Consider the following 15,598-nt stretch of genomic DNA (forward strand, 5'->3'; position numbering starts at 1 on the left):
AGAACTCATACGGCTAGCCGCCCTGAAAACCCAGTCCCAGACTCGAATCGCATGACCCGATTTCGCGTGCATTTTTGGTGAGGCATGCGGTAGTCATTTGGCGTGCACCTTGACATGAGGCACTACGGGGTCCGGGCACTTGAGCCATGGACCCGGGTTCTTGGGCCTAGAATGCAAAGATGGGGCCCTTCATCTTGATTTCCACGCGGGAACACGACCTAGCCACCTCGGACGAGGTGCGCGGAGTACTTGCTGCTACCGGGCTGACAGCCGATGCACTTCGGGTCATCCGCCTGGATCGTCATTCCCTCGGTGCCATCGACTCGTTGGATCTGGAGCACTGCCCGGGCATCATTCTGGGCGGAAGCCCCTTCAACGCCTCGGACCACCCGTCAAGGAAATCAGAGACCCAGAAACGCTGCGAAGCAGATCTCTCCAGGCTCCTTGATGTGCTGGTTGCCGAGGATTTCCCTTTCCTGGGGGCTTGCTACGGGGTCGGAACGCTGGGGATCCACCAGGGCGGAACGATCGATACGCACTTTGGCGAACCCGTGGGGACATCAAGGATCAGGCTCACCGTGCAGGGCCGCAAGGATCCGCTGCTCGAGGGCCTGCCGGATGAATTCGACGCATTCGTGGGGCACAAGGAGGCCGTTTCCGCACTGCCGGAAACCGCGGTGCTGCTGGCAAACTCCGCAGCCTGTCCAGTGCAGATGTTCCGGGTGAAGTCGAACCTCTATGCAACCCAGTTCCACCCCGAGCTGGACCCGATGGGGTTGGCCCAACGGATCATGATATACCGGGACGCCGGCTACTTCCCGCCACACGAGGCGCAGCGGTTACACGACAAGGCACTTGACTCCGAGGTTGAGTGGCCTGCCCTTGTCCTACGAAACTTCGTGAAGCGCTACGGTCCAATCGAATAAAGGATTCCCTACCCGGCATCGAGCAGCGCCCGGTAGCCGGCAATCCTCCTTCACCGGGTTTCGCCACGCTTAAGCGTGTGCAACCAGTAGTAGCTGGCGTAGCGTTCGGCGGCGCCTAGGCTTTCACGCTTTTCCTGCGCCGCTTCCCAACGCCCGTCGGCCTTGGCGGCTTCCACGTCTGCGTTTCCGGCAGGTTCCATCAAGCCCAGGGTCACCAGCCGTTCAACATTTCCCGCGTTGCGCATCGACCATGCGCTGCGCGCAGCGCCAGGGGTGAACCTGTTGCAGTGGCCGTGCCCGTCGCGGCGGATCCGCCGACCATCTAGCCAGCCAAAGCACAATGCCGCGCCCAGCGCCTGGGCAGAGGTGAGTTTGGCGGTGGTACCGCCCTTCTTGTGCAGTGCCGGGAGGACCCCGGACGTTCCTGGTGTTTCGGTGAGCCATTTGCGCCAGGCGGCGGCGTCGGGAACCAGCAATTGTTCCGGAAGAGTTGCCCTTGCACCAATCCCACCATGCCGGATACATCGGGCACCATCGTTGATACTCCGCGACAATCCCAGCGGAAACAGGACAAGATCCCCTGTACAGGATGCTGCTACTTTGCTAGCATTCTAATAATGTCAATGAACGAGGACGGCTCAAGTCCAAAAATACAGTTCAACATCTACCTTCCTGCTGCCCTGGTGCGACGGGTCAAGCACGCGGCCGTCGACGAAGAGACAAGCCTTTCGGCCCTTGTCGAAAAGGCCCTGGAACACTATCTGCAGGACCACTAATGTTGCGTATTCGCCCCACCCTTCACACCCCGCAGGTGTCCCGATGGGCAGAACTGCTGATCCCCCTGGGCCTGCGGGAAATGACACCGCTACCGGCCACCGCATCCCCGGCCGGTACCGCACAACGATGTTTCGCCGCCGATGCCGGGCGCATTCTCCTGGAAGAAGCCATCGGGTTCGGCACCGCGCTTGCCTTCGAGGTCCGCGACCTGGAAAAGTTCGCGCAGTGGACCATCGCTGACGGGACACCCGTGACGTTGCGCCCGGCACCGGAATCCAGCGGGTCCGAAGAGCTGGCCCTGGTCGCGGCGCCGGACGGTTCTGTCTTCACCGCACTGGCGGTTGATCCACTGGATACCTCGGGAACACCCCCGAAGGAGACCTCGTCCGCTTCCGAAGGGCAGCTGGCGGTCGTGGCTCTCTGGTACACCCCCGACATACCCGGCGCGGAAAGCACGCTGGCAAATATCGGGGCGAAACCGGACACGATCCTCAATTCCGGGAACCGGGCGCAGTACCGGGCCAAACATGGCGGCTTCGTTGCGGCGCACTCCGGCACCGGGGCCAGCGTCGAGCTTTCCCTCGAATACGCAGGCAAGCTCGAGGTGCTGGCGACAGCGGTATCGGCAGCCGGGCTCACCGGACATCTGGTTGACGAGGCCTATGGCCGCACCTTGCTGGTGGATCATCCCGACGGAGGCAAACTCTGGATCAACGAACGCCAGCAGGACCTCTACGGATACGACCGGCACTGATGCGGTGCGTTGCGGTGCTGCGGGAATAGCCCGGGGCACGGGCCGGTTGCCATCGGACATGAGCAAACTATTCACTCCTGTCACCTTGGCTTCCCCCGAAGGCCCTGGCCTGGAACTTCGGAACCGAACCGTACTGGCGCCCATGTGCCAGTATTCGGTCTCCGCTCACGACGGAGTGCCGCACGCGTGGCACCTGGCACACCTGGGTGCCCGGGCCTCCGGCGGGTTCGGACTGGTCTTCACCGAAGCCACGGCCGTCACGGCACAGGGGCGCATCAGCGACGCGGACACCGGGATCTGGAACGATGCCCAGGAACGTGCCTGGGCGCCCATTGTCGATTTCATCCACTCCCAGGGATCTGCCGCAGGCATCCAGTTGGCTCACGCCGGCGCCAAGGCCTCGACCCATCCGTGGTTGCCCGCGTCCATTGCAGCCGGGGAGACCGGAAACCTCGATGTGGCCGGCCGCGGCTGGGAAACCGCCGGCCCCTCGAAAACCACTGCCTTCGGGCTCATTCCCCCGGCGGCCATGACCGGCGAACAGATCGCCGCCTCGATCCAGGACTGGGTCGATGCCGCACGGCGCGCCGACGCGGCGGGTTTCGATGTTGCGCAGATCCATGCAGCCCACGGGTATCTGATCCACCAGTTCCTCTCCCCGCTGGTCAACACCCGCACCGATGAATACGGCGGAAGCTTCGATAACCGCACCCGCTATGCCCGAGAGGTGATCACCGCGGTGCGTTCCGCCTGGCCCGCGCACAAGCCGCTGGCCATCCGCTTCTCCGGCGATGACTGGGTCGAGAAAGGGTGGAAGCTCGCGGACACCGTGCGTTTCGCCACCGATGCCTTCAAACTGGGCGTCAGTGCCTTCGACCTCTCCAGCGCCGGGATCGGCAAGTACCACGGGCCCAGCGGCCCGGGCTTCCAGGTGCCGTTGGCTGCTGCCGTGAAGCGTGCTCTTCCGGACGCCTTCGTCACCGCGGTGGGCATGATCAATGATCCCTCGCAGGCCGAGCAGGTACTGGTCACCGGTTCCGCCGACGGGGTATCGATCGGCAGGGCGGCGTTGAGGAACCCGAACTGGCCGGCTGTGGCGGCCTCCGAGCTGGGCGTCGCACACGACATGGTGCCTTTCGCCCCGCAATACTGGCGCGCCCACTGGTAGGGAACTGGAGCTTCCATGCCCCCAGGCCTTGCCAGGCCACGGGGCAAACCTCTTTCACTGGTTTCAGGGCACGGCCGGCATCCGGCTAGGTCAGCGCACCGTCCCCGAGGTGGATCGGAGAACCGATGGGAGGAAACTGCCGTGGATCAAATTCCGTGGTTCGCGTGGATCCCCATCCTCGCCATCATCGCTTGGGGAATCATCCAGTCCATCCAGGCAGCCAAGTCGCCGGCGAAGAAATCGGTATTGCGGGACCAGCAGCTGGCGCGCATCAACGATCTTGAACGGCGCATCGAGCAATTGGAAAGGGACAGGCCCTCCGGTCCCTGAAGGAACCACGGTGTCCCACTGGCTTGGGATGACGCAGGTGTCGCCCCCCTAGTGCGTTGGCGCGTGCACCGCGGTCTCGGCCGGCAGCTCGGCCTTGGCCATGAAGAACGCAATGACGATCATGCCCGCGGCACAAAGCGATGCCACGGTGAAAGCTGCGGAGAAACCATTGAGCTGGGCCACGACGGGATCGATCCCTGCCGTGGCGCCAGCTCCGATCCGCGATGCCAGCACCCCGACAAGCAAGGCGGTACCTGTGGCTGCGCCAAGCTGCTGCAACGTGCTCAGCACGGCCGCGCCGTGGGAGTGCAGCGAATTCGGCAGCGGATTCAGTGCGGTGGTGAACGCCGGAGTGAAGATCAACGCCAGCGCCAGTGACATGGCCAGGTGAAGCCCCACGATCATCTCCACGGGGGTCTCGGCACCGAGCAAACGCGAATAGCCAAAGAGCACGGTCGTCAATAGCACCGACCCGGGGATCAGCAACGGGCGCGGGCCCACCTTGTCAAAGAGCCTGCCCACGAATGGTGCCAGCAAGCCCATGAGCAAGCCACCTGGAAGCAGTATCAGCCCCGTGGTCAAGGTGTCGAACCCACGCACGTTTTGCAGGTACATGGGCAACAGGATGATCACCCCGAAGAGCGCCACCATCGCCAGCACCATCAGCGAGAGCGCCAATGTGAAAGGACGATACGTAAAAGTACGCAGGTCCAACAGGGCGTTGTCCTTCTTCTGCAGCCGCAGCTGCAACATCGTGAAGAGCACCAGTGCCAGCACCGCAATAAATAGGATGCCCAGCGTCCCGGCGTCCGCCCCATTGGCCGAAAGCCGACTGAGCCCGAAGACCAACCCACCAAAACCTGGTATGGACAGCAGGACCGAGCGAATCGACAGCGGAAGTGTGGAGGCCTTGGCGGTCTTGTTCAACCGCGGCGCGCCGATGACCAGGGCGGCCAAGGCGATCGGGGCCACGATCAGGAACATGAACCGCCAGTTCAAGGACTGCAGGATCAACCCGGAAATCGTCGGGCCGATGGCAGGTGCCACAGAAATCACGATCGACACGTTGCCCATGACGACCCCACGCCGCGCGATCGGCACCAGGTCCAGGACGGTGGTCATCAACAACGGCAGCATGATCGCGGTGCCGCTGGCCTGGATGACCCTGGCCCCCAACAACAAGGAAAATCCAGGAGCGGCAGCGGCCAGCAAAGTCCCCAGCGAGAAGAGCCCCATGGCCAGCATGAACACCTTTCGGGTGCTGAATCGCTGGAGAAGGAAACCCGTGGCCGGGATGACCACCGCCATGGTGAGCATGAAGATCGTTGAGAGCCATTGGATGGCTTCCTCGCTGACTCTGAACTCATCCATGAGCACCGGAAGCGCCACATTCATGATCGTTTCGTTGAGGATCACGACGAATGCGGAAATGATCAGCACCGTGATGGTCGCCAAATCCTTGGGATTGAGTTTGGTACTGGTCACGGACAAGTGGCCTCTTCTACGTGTGGGGTGCGGGCAAGGGAATGGAGAACATTTCATTCTAGCGTCGGGACCCTTCGTTTGATTCCCGAAAAGGGAAACTCGAGCCGGAATTGCACAACACGGGTCCGTTGCATGGCCCGCGGGGCGTTGGATAGGCCAAGATGGAGGCATGAACGTTCGCACTCCCGATCCTTATCCCGGCTGGTTGTCCGACGAAGACCTCTACGAGGCCCGCGCCCGATTGCCGATGCTCTACATAGAAGCCATCCCCGTGCGGCTGGATCCGCTGGGCAATGTCACAGAACTCGGTTTGCTGCTGACTGCCGACGGCGAGGGACGGATGCTGCGCACCTTCGTTTCGGGCCGGGTCATGTACAGGGAAACCATCCGTGCCGCACTGACGCGCCACATCGAAAAGGACCTCGGACCGATGGCCATGCCGCAGCTGCCGCCGTGCCCGGCACCCTTCACCGTGGCGGAGTATTTCCCCTCGCCCTCGGAAACAGGGCTGACCGATGAACGCCAGCATGCGGTGGCTCTGTCCTACATCGTGCCCGTGCGCGGGGAATGCTCACCGCGCCAGGATGCGCTGGAACTGACGTGGCTGAGCCCCGAGGAGGCATTGAGCCCAAACATCCAGGAAGAGTTCGCCGGCGGACGCGAGAACCTGGTCCGCCAGGCACTGGCCCACGTCGGTTACATCGGCTGAGCGGACGTTCCGGGGTCCGCCGGCAACAAACGCCGGCGCACCCAGGTGCCATAGACCGATCCGACCAGCACCACCAGCATTCCGATAACTGCACCGATGATGGTCTCGAGCATCCTGTCGTAAAGCAAGGCGGTGTCCAGCCCGCTCCCGACCGAGACCCCTACCAGGGCCAGCGGCGTGACGAAGATCTGGCCCAGGAAGTAGTTGCGGGCGATAAACATCTCCGCTCCGAACTGCAGCAGCCCGATCATGGCAAGCAGGGCCCAGACCGGCGGGTCCAATGCGATAACGGCAGCCATCGCCAACAAGCCTGTCAGCGTGCCCAGGATACGGTGAACACCCCGGCGGACCCGATGTCGGGTGGTGTGCCCCACCAAGGGGACCACCGCCGCCACCATGGCCCAATAGCTGTGCCCGGTGGACAAAGCCGGTGCCAGCAGGTTCGCGATGATGCCAGCCAGTCCGGCTGCGAGCATATACAGCCACGCCTCGTTCCAGATGGCTATCCGCACCGGGCGCGATAGCGGTGCCCCCGCATTGCAGGGACCCCAGGACGCCCCTTTGGTGAAGATCATCCCGGAGAAGCCCAGAACCACCGATAACAGCACTGCGGCAAGCGCTGCGATCAGCGAGTCAACCGGTGGCGGCTGGTGCGGCATCGATGCAATGGCAGCGAAGGCGAAGATATGAAAGAGCGATCCGGCCGGGCGCAATCGCAGATACCCGGTGCTCACCGAACAGATTCCCGAAACCACAGTGGTCAGGCCAACGACCATCCAGGTCCCAGCCATTAGGTCGTCGTGGTTGACCAGGTAGTGCGAGGCCAGCGCCGCTGCGGCGATCACCACCAAGAACAAGGTTCCGGCCTTGGCCTGGGCCGCCAGCCGGTTTCCGTAGCCCTGAACCCGGCCATAGACGCCGGTGAAGGCCCCGAAGATCACGAACACCATCAAGTCCAGCCGGTCAAGGGCCAACAGCCCAAAGAGCGGCAGGAAGATCCCCACGGCGGTGCGCAGCGCAACCCACTGGTCGTTGTTTGCGGGGCCCAGGCTCAGCAGGCTCCCAAACTTGTCGCCCATGCGTTTCATGCTCCTTGCGGTGTTCGGTGTCGAGTCCCGGGGCGATCCTGCCCGGAATCGCGGCGGAGGCCCACGCACATAGGCTACTCTTCGGCCCTCTCTGGATCCCGATTCTATGATTGTTGCCACGCTGGCGGCTTTGCCCCGGTCCCGGGTGCATACGGCACACTAGTTAGGTGCCCCACGAATCTTTTGACGCCACAGAGTCCCATTCCCGCCAGAGCGAGTTCTCCTTTGAGCTCGGCACCCGGCTGCGCGGCTCCGACGGGTCGGTGTCCAACGGCCGTACCGGAGTGATCACCACCCCGCATGGACAGATCAAGACCCCCGCCTTCATTGCCGTGGGCACCAAGGCCACCGTCAAGGCAATCCTGCCCGAATCCGTGGCGCAGCTCGGCGCCCAGGCCGTGCTTGCCAATGCCTACCACCTGTACCTTCAACCGGGCTCGGATGTGTTGGACGCCGCCGGCGGCCTGGGCAGGTTCATGAACTGGTCCGGACCCACCTTCACCGACTCGGGCGGCTTCCAGGTCATGAGCCTTGGGTCCGGTTTCAAGAAGGTCATCGACATGTCCTCGGTCGACCAGTCCGGACCCGATGACGCGGTGGCCCCGGGCAAGGAACGCCTGGCCAACGTCGACGACGACGGCGTTTGGTTCAAGTCCCACCTCAATGGCGACATGCACCGGTTCTCCCCGGAGATCTCCATGAAGGTGCAGCACGAGATCGGCGCGGACATCATGTTCGCGTTCGACGAGTTGACCACCTTGCAAAACTCCCGCGGTTACCAGGTCGAATCCCTGGAACGCACACGTTTGTGGGCCCAGCGCTGCGTGGCGGAGCACTTCAACCTCACCGATACCCGTGCAAGCAAGGACTATCAGGCGCTCTTCGGCGTCATCCAGGGCGCCCAATACGAGGACCTGCGCCGCCAGGCCTGCCGGGACCTGGGCGCCATGTCCTTTGACGGTTTCGGCATCGGTGGGGCGCTGGAAAAGGAAAACCTTGGCACGATCGTGGGCTGGTGCGCCGAGGAGCTTCCGGAAAACAAGCCGCGCCACCTGCTGGGGATCTCCGAACCCGATGACATCTTCACTGCCATCGAGAACGGTGCCGACACCTTTGACTGTGTCTCGCCCACCCGGGTTGCCCGCAACTCCGCGTTCTACACCCCACACGGCCGCTTCAACCTCTCAGGCCGTCGATACAAAACGGACTTCACGCCGCTGTCCGATGAATGCGATTGCTACACGTGCCAGCACTACACGCGTGCTTACATCCACCACCTATTCAAGTCAAAGGAGCTCGTTAGCCACACGCTGATTTCCATCCACAACGAGCGTTTCGTGGTGAAGATGGTCGATGACGCGCGCCAGGCCATCGAGGACGGCACGTTCCACGAGCTCAAGGAATGGACCATCTCGCGTTATTACGCAGGGCAGCCCGATCCCCAAGGACTACAAACCTCCACGCGCTGATCGTTTGGTGAGCCGGTCCAGACGAGGTTTCCGCTCCGCTGTGGCCCAAGCTTGCGCATGCCAATGAACAGCATCACGCAAGCGCGACCGCAACCGCAACCGCAGCGAGCAAAAACCATTACCGGAAGGGCGATGGCCCGCAGGCCAAGACCCGGTGAAGCCCGGTCTTCAACGGTGCTCGCCACCGGGGGCAGCTACCCATGCGGCGTCGAGGTCCAGGAACGCCCTGCCCCCCGGCCTGAAGCAAGTGGACGACCACGGCGTTCCCTGAACCGATGATCAGCGGCACCCAATGGGCCGAGGCGAAGGACTCGCCGGAATCCGGCGTCGCAATGGTTTCGGCGCCCGGAACTGAGGCAAAAACCAGCCTGCAGGAAGCCGTACGTTCCACCGTCTGCACGGCATCACTGATTGAATCAACGATAGGTACTTTTTCGACCACCGCCTCGATGAGCCGCAGCATGGCAAGGATCGCAAGGGCCCACCCGTCGCAGAGCCAACCCCACCCCTCTGGCAGCGCAACCCACAGGGTGAAGCGGTTGAGCAGTCAGGGCATGAGCAATGGAACGTACGCGTTGAGACCTGCGGCCGAGCTCCTCCCTGCTGCGGTGAGAAATTCCATGGACTCAGTGTTGGTGCTTTGCGGGTCCACACCGCATTGGGCAGGTCCAGTGGCTCGAGTGCTACCACTGCCTGCGATGAGCGTTGCTTTGATTCGAGGTCGAGGTTCCAACGCCCCACGCGATGGCCGCAACCACGGTGCCGATCACCAGCAACACCGGCGGAATCGGTTCCAGCACCAGACCGGCAAGCAACGTGACGATCGATACCGCGATCACCTCGTAGCCGTAGATGAAATGTTGGATCAAGGGCCCGGTGGCGCGGCCCATGGCCGCCATGAGCATTACCGATCCCCAGTCGAGTTCCGGACGGAACGCCATGCGAACGGCACCTGCGGCGAGGCCGAATCCGGCAACGACCGCCAGTCCCAGCAGCACCATGAACCCTTCTGCGTCCGCCTCGACGGCCCACCCGAGGAATGCACCGAGTCCGACGGCCCATGGGACCAATAGCAGCGCGGCCACGAGTGCATGGGTTTGACGCACGGCCGAACGGCCCAACGGGATGATGGCTTCCAACGAGGGAAGATCAGCTGTCTGACCCGCAGCCTTGGAGGCCGCCCGTGCCGCCAGCACAGCACCGACGAGCACCAAGGAGACCAGCACCGCCGGACGCCCGCCCTGCACGGCGAAAACCCCGGCAACCGGAATGCACCATCCGGCAAGCGAACCCCGCCATATCTTGCCGGTCCGCAACAGCACCAGGAGTTCTGCGCGAACGAGTGCGGAGTACGGCCCGCGGACCCATATGACAGGAAGCATCCGCGCAAAGGCATCGGAGCCGCGTCGTCTGGTGCGGTCCCTTCTCCCCATTGTTCGTTTGGTTTCCCGAACACCGGCCGCACCAATAGCGCTACCGAGTGATTTGTCATCCAACAGCGCCAACGCGGCGCCGGCATGGGCACTGACAGAGCCGCTTGAGATCAATTCCTTGCTGGGAATACTTTGCAGTTGCCCTGCCAGCGAGGAAAAGCCACCCATCGCGAGAGCAGCCAACAGCAACGGGATCCACCATGCCCCGGACTGGGCCAAGGCCGGCAGGTGCGAGGGGAGTACCGCCCAGAACGCAGCCATGTTTCCAAGATCCAAGATGCGCAGCAACACATCGAGCAGGTAGGCCAGCAGCACGCCCACCACCGCTGCGTTCAGCACCGCACGGAATACGTGAACGGCATTTCTGGTCTGGGCCCAGGCAGCCAGCAGCGAAAGCACCACGAACAGCAGTCCGAGAGTGGCCGCACCAAGAAGCACCCCCGCGAATGTCCCTTCAGCCAACCCACCGACCACGGTTCCGTACCCCAGCGGCAACCAGAGGAACACCCCACAGAGGAAGGTGCTGGCCAGCCGATGGCGGAGCAGCCGGGCAAGGAACCCGGTCCGCGTCACCGGCAACGTGAGCCACCAGAACCCCTGCGCCTGGTCCACCGCTGTCGGGCCGAGCTTTGAGATCAGCAACAGAACACCGAGGAGCCCGAGCATCACCAACCCCGAGGCCGCAGATCCCCCTGGAACCATGCCAAGTCCCGTCCGGAGGACCCCTGAGACCAGTTCGTCCTTGAGTTGGTCAGCAAACGCAAGTGCAAGCCCCGCAGCATAGGCAAGGACAATGGCGCCAGCCAACAAGGAGATGTAGGCATCGCCCATGCGTTCCCAAAAGTCGTCGCCGCGTTCGCGTTTCTCCGCGACCCGGTTCCGGGACCACGGATCAAACTCTATCGGCGCGTTATCCAAGGGCCCCCGGAGATCAAGCACGGCCAATGGCGGCTGCCCCTTCGGCAACACTCGTGGGGATGATCTGCCCGTTTGATATCAGCAGCACGGAGTCGGCCACCGAGGCCAGGAACACGGGGTCGTGCGTCACCACCAAGAGTGCCGTTCCGGCGTCGGCGAGCTCCCGCAGCCGCGTCGCCAGGGCCGCACGCATCACCGGGTCGAGCCGTTGCTCGGGCTCGTCAAGGACCAGCAAGCTGCAGGGACGCAGCAGGGACGCCGCCAGAAGCAACCGTCTGCGTTGTCCCGAAGAGAGTCGATGGGGGTATTCGGTCCGTGCGGTTTCCAGGTCAAAGAAGATCAGTTCGTGATCGACCGCAGCCTGAGGTTGGGGGACCCCGTGTCCGCCGGCGATGAGCTGCAGGTGTTCCTCCACGCTCAGCGAGGGAAAGAAGGCGTCTTCGTCAAAGACAACGGAAACGGCCTTGCGGTAGATGAAGCTCGAATCGTCGGTGAATGCCCCAAGGATCACCGACTGCCCGCTGACCGGCTCCTGGTACCCGACGAGCGTGCGCAGCAGCGTGGATTTTCCGGCAGCGTTGAACCCGACGATACCCAGGGTCTCGCCGGGTTCAACCAACAAGTCCAGTGGGCCACACACGTCCTGGCTGCCGTAGCCGGCGACCAGTGCACTGGCCCTGAGCAGTTCACGTTGGGTGGCGTCCATGTCTTGACGTTACCAACCAGCGCATCCGGCGCGCCTCAGCATTGTGGATGATATCTGTACCTCAATAGTCCGGCCCCTCCGGCAAAAACACGGTGGTAGGGCCGTTCGCCACGTCGGATGAAGGAGCACATCGGCCCGGGCTGATTCGGTATCGGCCCTAGGCGGCAGGACCGGCTGGTTGGGCCCCGCTGCCGTAGCTGGGCTCCCTGCGTTTGAACCAGCGGATGACCAGGGTGGTCACCGGAACGAAAAGAAATTCCACAGCTGTCTTGTAGACGAAACCAACCAGCACGTAGTTGAGGAACGTCGACATGTCCGTGATGCCGATGACTCTGGCTGCGATCGAACAGAAGATCAGGGTGTCGGCAAATTCGCCGGCACCCGTCGAGCCCATCAGGCGGCCCACCAGCCCGCGTTCGCCAAAACGTTCCTTCATCTTGACCAAGACCCACGAGTTCAGTGTTTGTCCGACCAAGAAGCCCAGCAGTGACGCCAGAACGATAAGCCAGACCGGTCCCAGGGTCCGCGCGAGGGCTTCCTGCCCGTCATACCACTCGGCGGCCGGCAAGTGGATCATGATCCAGAAGCACAGCGTGGAAAACACGGCCAGCGCAAAGGTGGTGATGATCGCCCGGCGAGCCACCTTGAATCCGTAGACCTCGGAGATCACGTCGCCCAGGATGTATGCCAGCGGAAAAAGGAAGAACCCCCCGTCGGTGACGATGGGGCCGAAGGTGACCCCCTTGGCTGCACCGACGTTCGAAAGAATGACCACAACGGCCATCAGCGCAAGAACGGTTGAGAAATAGGGGCTTCCGGCGGACGCAAAAACGGCGCGCGAAGCCTGTTGACGTTGTGAAGTTGAGGCGTATGTTTTGCCCATGGTTGTTCCCGATCGAAGAAGTGGTTCGCCAAGCCAATCCCGGAAGCCTCGATTCCTGCAGCATCGCCAACGAGACGATGTGTGGTTTCGGTGCCGGTGGGACCGCTCGCTGTATTAACACTCGAGATTCAAGTATCCCATGGTCTCAAAGGCACGTATTTTCCGGATTCCCGCTCGGGTCTGCCAATGGCGGGCACGGTTGGTATTGGTGCGCTTCCGTCGCGATTGGTCACGTTTTGAACGTGTTCAAAAGTTGATATGATGGAAAATCAGGGGAACGACGCGAAAGGAAACGCCATGGTGACGCCGATTGGCAAGAGTGCCCAAACCCGCCAGCTGCTGCTGGACACCGCCATGGAGCTCTTCGCGGCAAAAGGTTTCGCCGGGACCACGATGCGGGCCATTGCCGCTGAATCCGGGCTGTCCTTGGGCAACGCCTACTACTATTTCGATTCCAAGGACGCCATCGTCCATGAGTTCTTTCGCGAACTGGTCGAGAAGCACAGGAACGTCTCGTGGCCGCTGTTGGTGCCGGGAAACAACCTCGAGACGAATCTGCGTATTGCCCTTGAGTCTGCACTGGAAACCTTGGCACCGTTCCACGAGTTCGGGCCCGCGTTCATCCGGACGGCATTCGCCGGCACCCACAGCGACCTCAGCGATGTCCATCGCGCACTCGAGTTCGGGTTGTGGCGTCAGGTGGTCTCGGTCAGCAGCCCGCTGCCTCCGCTGGCCATCCGAAAGGACCTGCCGGAGTTGCTGTGGCTGATCCAACGCGGCATTTTCCTCTTCTGGGCCTACGACCGCTCCCCCGGAGCCTCCCGCAGTCGCCGACTGATCAAGAACGTAGCCCCGGTGATAGCACGACTTGTCGTGCTATCCCGGATGCCTGTGGTCCGCAGCATCCTCGACGACGTGCTCTCACTGGTGCGTACCGCAACCTAAGGCGAGCGAGCCCCCGCTTCACGAACAACCATGGAACACCGATCTTGGATTCGACCCGTGCAGGCGTAGAGTCGATAACGAGTCCTTCAACCGCGCTCGAACGGGCACCGGTCACCAGTGGCCAGCAAGCTTTTTGCGCCCTAAATAATTTTCGCCGCACGTCCCCGGAACAGGAGCCGCCAAATGCCATCCGAGTCCAACAGCCTTCCCCGTTGGGTACATTCCTTCGCACTTTTGCGGGACCGCACGGTGACCCGTGACGAAGCGGGCCTGCTACACAGCGTGGCCCGGGACGGAAGCGACAACGAAGTCACCTGTGCCTGGCCTGCTGCCGAAGACCTGGCATCGCTCATGGCCGATCCGGATCTGGCCAGCCAGGCAGGGCAAACCATGCTGACGCTCCTGGGCGCCCCCGAGGCCGCTGTCATCGATGAACTCCAGGCACAGGGGTGGAACAGGAAGGGCAACCGAGTGTTGCTGGCAGCCTTGGCCAACGATGTGGATCAAGTGATCAACCTTCCAGAGACTGCAACGCTCTTCGAAGCACCAATGGAGAACTACGACGTCGTGGAAATCGCCGACTTCGATGCGCCGGCCGGCCGGGGCCGTATACATTTCTCCCAGGGTTTCGCGCTGCTTGGCGACCCAAACATCATTGCCACCTCGAACGCCGAACAGTTCCGGGCTGCGATCCTGGCGAATCTTGCAGCCGCCGCCACCCGCCAGGGACTACCTGTGCTTTTCATGGTCACCAGTGCCGACAACGCCACCGGGACCCGTGCCGAACGTGCAAAGGGTTGGTCCAACGCAACCCAGCTGACCACCTTCGCCAGGGCGTGATCCCGCCCATCCTGGCCATCTCTTGCACCCGCTGCCACACAGAGCCGTTAACGCCGGTGACTGGGCTACGGCAAGTTCCCCCTAAAATGGATGCATGACTTCTGCCACCACCGGGACCCGTCCCGCTATCACCTTGACCATCGCCGGTTCCGAAGCAACAGGCGGTGCCGGCGCCCAGGCTGACCTGAAAACCTTCCAGGAACTGGGCACCTACGGCATTGTTGCACTGACCTGCATCGTGTCCTTCGACCCGAAACACAACTGGAACCACCGCTTCGTTCCGATTGACCCGCAAGTTATCGCCGACCAGCTCGAAGCCGTCCAGACCTGCTATGCAGCGGACCTGAGGACGGTCAAGCTTGGCATGATGGGTTCCCCCACCACCATTTCCACCGTTGCCGCAGCACTGAAGACCCAGGTATGGGACAACATCGTGCTGGATCCGGTGTTGATCTGCAAGGGCCAGGAGCCGGGGCATGCGCTGGACACCGACGAGGCACTGAAGACGGAGCTGTTGCCGCTGGCCACCTTCGTCACGCCCAACCACTTCGAAGCCGAGTCACTCTCAGGGATGAGCATCAGCAACGTTGCCGACCTGACCGAGGCCGCGAAAAAGATCCACGCGCTTTCAGGGGTAACCGTACTGGCAAAGGGCGGGATCAGGTTGGCAGGCAGCGACGCTGTTGACGTCTACTTCGATGGCGAAACCCTCGAGGTGCTTTCGGCACCCAAGGTCGGCGAAGTTGCCGTTTCGGGTGCCGGGTGTTCACTGGCCGCAGCCATCACCGCAGAGCTTGCCAAGGGCCAGACGCCGTTGCAGGCTGCTCGGAACGCCAAGGCCTTCGTCACCGCGGGCATCAAAAACCGGGTCTCCTCCGCTGCCCCCTTCGACGCCTTGTGGCAGGGCGGGACACGCTAGCCCTTCCCACGTCAAATAAGTTAAAACGCTGGTCCCGTGAAGTCACGGGACCAGCGTTTTGCGTTTCCCCAAAAACGCATCCGGAACACGGGTCCACGTGACGGGATTCGTTGCGGCCGGCGTCCTTGTCCGATACCAACCGCTTCCCTCCATCGACACAAGCCCACGTTGCCGACGGTGGGCCTCCCCAAGAAGCCCCACCAACGATCCACACACTATCGAAACCCTCCGTCACTTTGAAGTCCGGA

17 protein-coding genes are annotated in these 15,598 nt (G+C 62.6%); 10 read left to right on the forward strand and 7 right to left on the reverse strand.

What is annotated here, in order from left to right:
• The first annotated feature begins 179 nt into the window (after window positions 1-179).
• Window positions 180-926, forward strand: coding sequence for a glutamine amidotransferase (locus ABEA12_RS16260; protein WP_210102033.1), 747 nt, complete (start codon window positions 180-182; stop codon window positions 924-926).
• 50 nt (window positions 927-976) lie between these two features.
• Here ABEA12_RS16260 and ABEA12_RS16265 read toward each other — a convergent pair whose 3' ends face one another.
• The gene (locus ABEA12_RS16265; RefSeq protein WP_345468967.1) at window positions 977-1,402 is read right to left on the reverse strand and encodes a YdeI/OmpD-associated family protein; all 426 of its coding nucleotides are present in this window, start codon (window positions 1,400-1,402) and stop codon (window positions 977-979) included.
• Window positions 1,403-1,543: 141 nt separating this feature from the next.
• Here ABEA12_RS16265 and ABEA12_RS16270 point away from each other — a divergent pair, with 141 nt between their 5' ends.
• The 4 genes from ABEA12_RS16270 (at window position 1,544) to ABEA12_RS16285 (ending at window position 3,955) form a co-directional block, all read left to right on the forward strand.
• On the forward strand, window positions 1,544-1,702 hold the full coding sequence (locus tag ABEA12_RS16270; RefSeq protein WP_210102034.1) for a ribbon-helix-helix domain-containing protein: 159 nt from the start codon (window positions 1,544-1,546) through the stop codon (window positions 1,700-1,702).
• Window positions 1,702-2,457 carry a hypothetical protein gene (locus ABEA12_RS16275; RefSeq protein WP_210102035.1) on the forward strand — a complete coding sequence of 252 codons (756 nt, stop codon included), beginning with the start codon at window positions 1,702-1,704 and terminating at the stop codon, window positions 2,455-2,457. The genes ABEA12_RS16270 and ABEA12_RS16275 overlap by 1 nt, the downstream gene beginning before the upstream one ends.
• 58 nt (window positions 2,458-2,515) lie before the next feature.
• Entirely contained in the window at window positions 2,516-3,625 is a 1,110-nt protein-coding gene (locus ABEA12_RS16280) for an NADH:flavin oxidoreductase/NADH oxidase (RefSeq protein WP_210102036.1), read from the forward strand.
• A 141-nt stretch (window positions 3,626-3,766) separates the two neighbouring features.
• Window positions 3,767-3,955 (forward strand): hypothetical protein, encoded by a 189-nt coding sequence (locus ABEA12_RS16285; protein WP_210102037.1) that lies wholly within the window; start codon window positions 3,767-3,769, stop codon window positions 3,953-3,955.
• Window positions 3,956-4,003: 48 nt separating this feature from the next.
• Here the strand turns inward: ABEA12_RS16285 and ABEA12_RS16290 are convergent, their stop codons facing one another.
• Window positions 4,004-5,440 (reverse strand): DHA2 family efflux MFS transporter permease subunit, encoded by a 1,437-nt coding sequence (locus ABEA12_RS16290; protein WP_345468970.1) that lies wholly within the window; start codon window positions 5,438-5,440, stop codon window positions 4,004-4,006.
• Between the two features lie 169 nt (window positions 5,441-5,609).
• Here ABEA12_RS16290 and ABEA12_RS16295 point away from each other — a divergent pair, with 169 nt between their 5' ends.
• Window positions 5,610-6,149, forward strand: coding sequence for an NUDIX hydrolase family protein (locus ABEA12_RS16295; protein WP_210102039.1), 540 nt, complete (start codon window positions 5,610-5,612; stop codon window positions 6,147-6,149).
• On the opposite strand, the gene ABEA12_RS16300 is transcribed toward ABEA12_RS16295, so the two are convergent.
• Complete coding sequence (locus ABEA12_RS16300) at window positions 6,137-7,228, reverse strand: FUSC family protein (protein ID WP_210102040.1); 1,092 nt, start codon at window positions 7,226-7,228, stop codon at window positions 6,137-6,139. The two genes, ABEA12_RS16295 and ABEA12_RS16300, sit on opposite strands and share 13 nt — an antisense overlap.
• A 176-nt stretch (window positions 7,229-7,404) precedes the next feature.
• Here ABEA12_RS16300 and tgt point away from each other — a divergent pair, with 176 nt between their 5' ends.
• Entirely contained in the window at window positions 7,405-8,706 is a 1,302-nt protein-coding gene (tgt, locus tag ABEA12_RS16305; protein WP_210102041.1) for a tRNA guanosine(34) transglycosylase Tgt, read from the forward strand.
• A 118-nt stretch (window positions 8,707-8,824) separates the two neighbouring features.
• On the opposite strand, the gene ABEA12_RS18755 is transcribed toward tgt, so the two are convergent.
• The 4 genes from ABEA12_RS18755 to ABEA12_RS16320 form a co-directional block, all read right to left on the reverse strand.
• Entirely contained in the window at window positions 8,825-9,253 is a 429-nt protein-coding gene (locus tag ABEA12_RS18755) for a DUF4126 domain-containing protein (RefSeq protein ID WP_210102678.1), read from the reverse strand.
• Window positions 9,254-9,389: 136 nt separating this feature from the next.
• A complete protein-coding gene (locus ABEA12_RS16310) occupies window positions 9,390-10,970 on the reverse strand; it encodes a DUF6297 family protein (RefSeq protein WP_345468971.1) in 1,581 nt (526 codons plus the stop codon).
• A gap of 100 nt (window positions 10,971-11,070) precedes the next feature.
• Window positions 11,071-11,763 carry an ABC transporter ATP-binding protein gene (locus ABEA12_RS16315; protein WP_210102043.1) on the reverse strand — a complete coding sequence of 231 codons (693 nt, stop codon included), beginning with the start codon at window positions 11,761-11,763 and terminating at the stop codon, window positions 11,071-11,073.
• Between the two features lie 157 nt (window positions 11,764-11,920).
• On the reverse strand, window positions 11,921-12,646 hold the full coding sequence (locus tag ABEA12_RS16320; RefSeq protein ID WP_210102044.1) for a queuosine precursor transporter: 726 nt from the start codon (window positions 12,644-12,646) through the stop codon (window positions 11,921-11,923).
• A 297-nt stretch (window positions 12,647-12,943) separates the two neighbouring features.
• On the opposite strand from ABEA12_RS16320, the gene ABEA12_RS16325 reads away from it, so the two are divergent.
• The 3 genes from ABEA12_RS16325 (at window position 12,944) to ABEA12_RS16335 (ending at window position 15,350) form a co-directional block, all read left to right on the forward strand.
• Window positions 12,944-13,591 (forward strand): TetR/AcrR family transcriptional regulator, encoded by a 648-nt coding sequence (locus ABEA12_RS16325; RefSeq protein ID WP_210102045.1) that lies wholly within the window; start codon window positions 12,944-12,946, stop codon window positions 13,589-13,591.
• A gap of 183 nt (window positions 13,592-13,774) precedes the next feature.
• Complete coding sequence (locus tag ABEA12_RS16330; protein ID WP_210102046.1) at window positions 13,775-14,431, forward strand: hypothetical protein; 657 nt, start codon at window positions 13,775-13,777, stop codon at window positions 14,429-14,431.
• Between the two features lie 94 nt (window positions 14,432-14,525).
• Window positions 14,526-15,350: a hydroxymethylpyrimidine/phosphomethylpyrimidine kinase gene (locus ABEA12_RS16335; protein WP_210102047.1), complete on the forward strand. Its 825-nt coding sequence runs from the start codon at window positions 14,526-14,528 to the stop codon at window positions 15,348-15,350.
• Window positions 15,351-15,598: the final 248 nt, after the last annotated feature.

The sequence above is a fragment of the Paeniglutamicibacter antarcticus genome, assembly GCF_039544305.1.
GTDB classification, from domain to species: Bacteria; Actinomycetota; Actinomycetes; order Actinomycetales; family Micrococcaceae; genus Paeniglutamicibacter; species Paeniglutamicibacter antarcticus_C.

Coding starts and splice junctions, on each gene's coding strand:
- ABEA12_RS16300 (WP_210102040.1), bottom strand. CDS start 7,228: ATGGGCGACAAGTTTGGGAGCCTGCTGAGCCTGGGCCCCGCAAACAAC.
- ABEA12_RS16270 (WP_210102034.1), top strand. CDS start 1,544: ATGTCAATGAACGAGGACGGCTCAAGTCCAAAAATACAGTTCAACATC.
- ABEA12_RS16275 (WP_210102035.1), top strand. CDS start 1,702: ATGTTGCGTATTCGCCCCACCCTTCACACCCCGCAGGTGTCCCGATGG.
- ABEA12_RS16320 (WP_210102044.1), bottom strand. CDS start 12,646: ATGGGCAAAACATACGCCTCAACTTCACAACGTCAACAGGCTTCGCGC.
- ABEA12_RS16325 (WP_210102045.1), top strand. CDS start 12,944: ATGGTGACGCCGATTGGCAAGAGTGCCCAAACCCGCCAGCTGCTGCTG.
- ABEA12_RS16310 (WP_345468971.1), bottom strand. CDS start 10,970: ATGGGCGATGCCTACATCTCCTTGTTGGCTGGCGCCATTGTCCTTGCC.
- ABEA12_RS16335 (WP_210102047.1), top strand. CDS start 14,526: ATGACTTCTGCCACCACCGGGACCCGTCCCGCTATCACCTTGACCATC.
- ABEA12_RS16315 (WP_210102043.1), bottom strand. CDS start 11,763: ATGGACGCCACCCAACGTGAACTGCTCAGGGCCAGTGCACTGGTCGCC.
- ABEA12_RS16330 (WP_210102046.1), top strand. CDS start 13,775: ATGCCATCCGAGTCCAACAGCCTTCCCCGTTGGGTACATTCCTTCGCA.
- ABEA12_RS16260 (WP_210102033.1), top strand. CDS start 180: ATGGGGCCCTTCATCTTGATTTCCACGCGGGAACACGACCTAGCCACC.
- ABEA12_RS16280 (WP_210102036.1), top strand. CDS start 2,516: ATGAGCAAACTATTCACTCCTGTCACCTTGGCTTCCCCCGAAGGCCCT.
- ABEA12_RS16295 (WP_210102039.1), top strand. CDS start 5,610: ATGAACGTTCGCACTCCCGATCCTTATCCCGGCTGGTTGTCCGACGAA.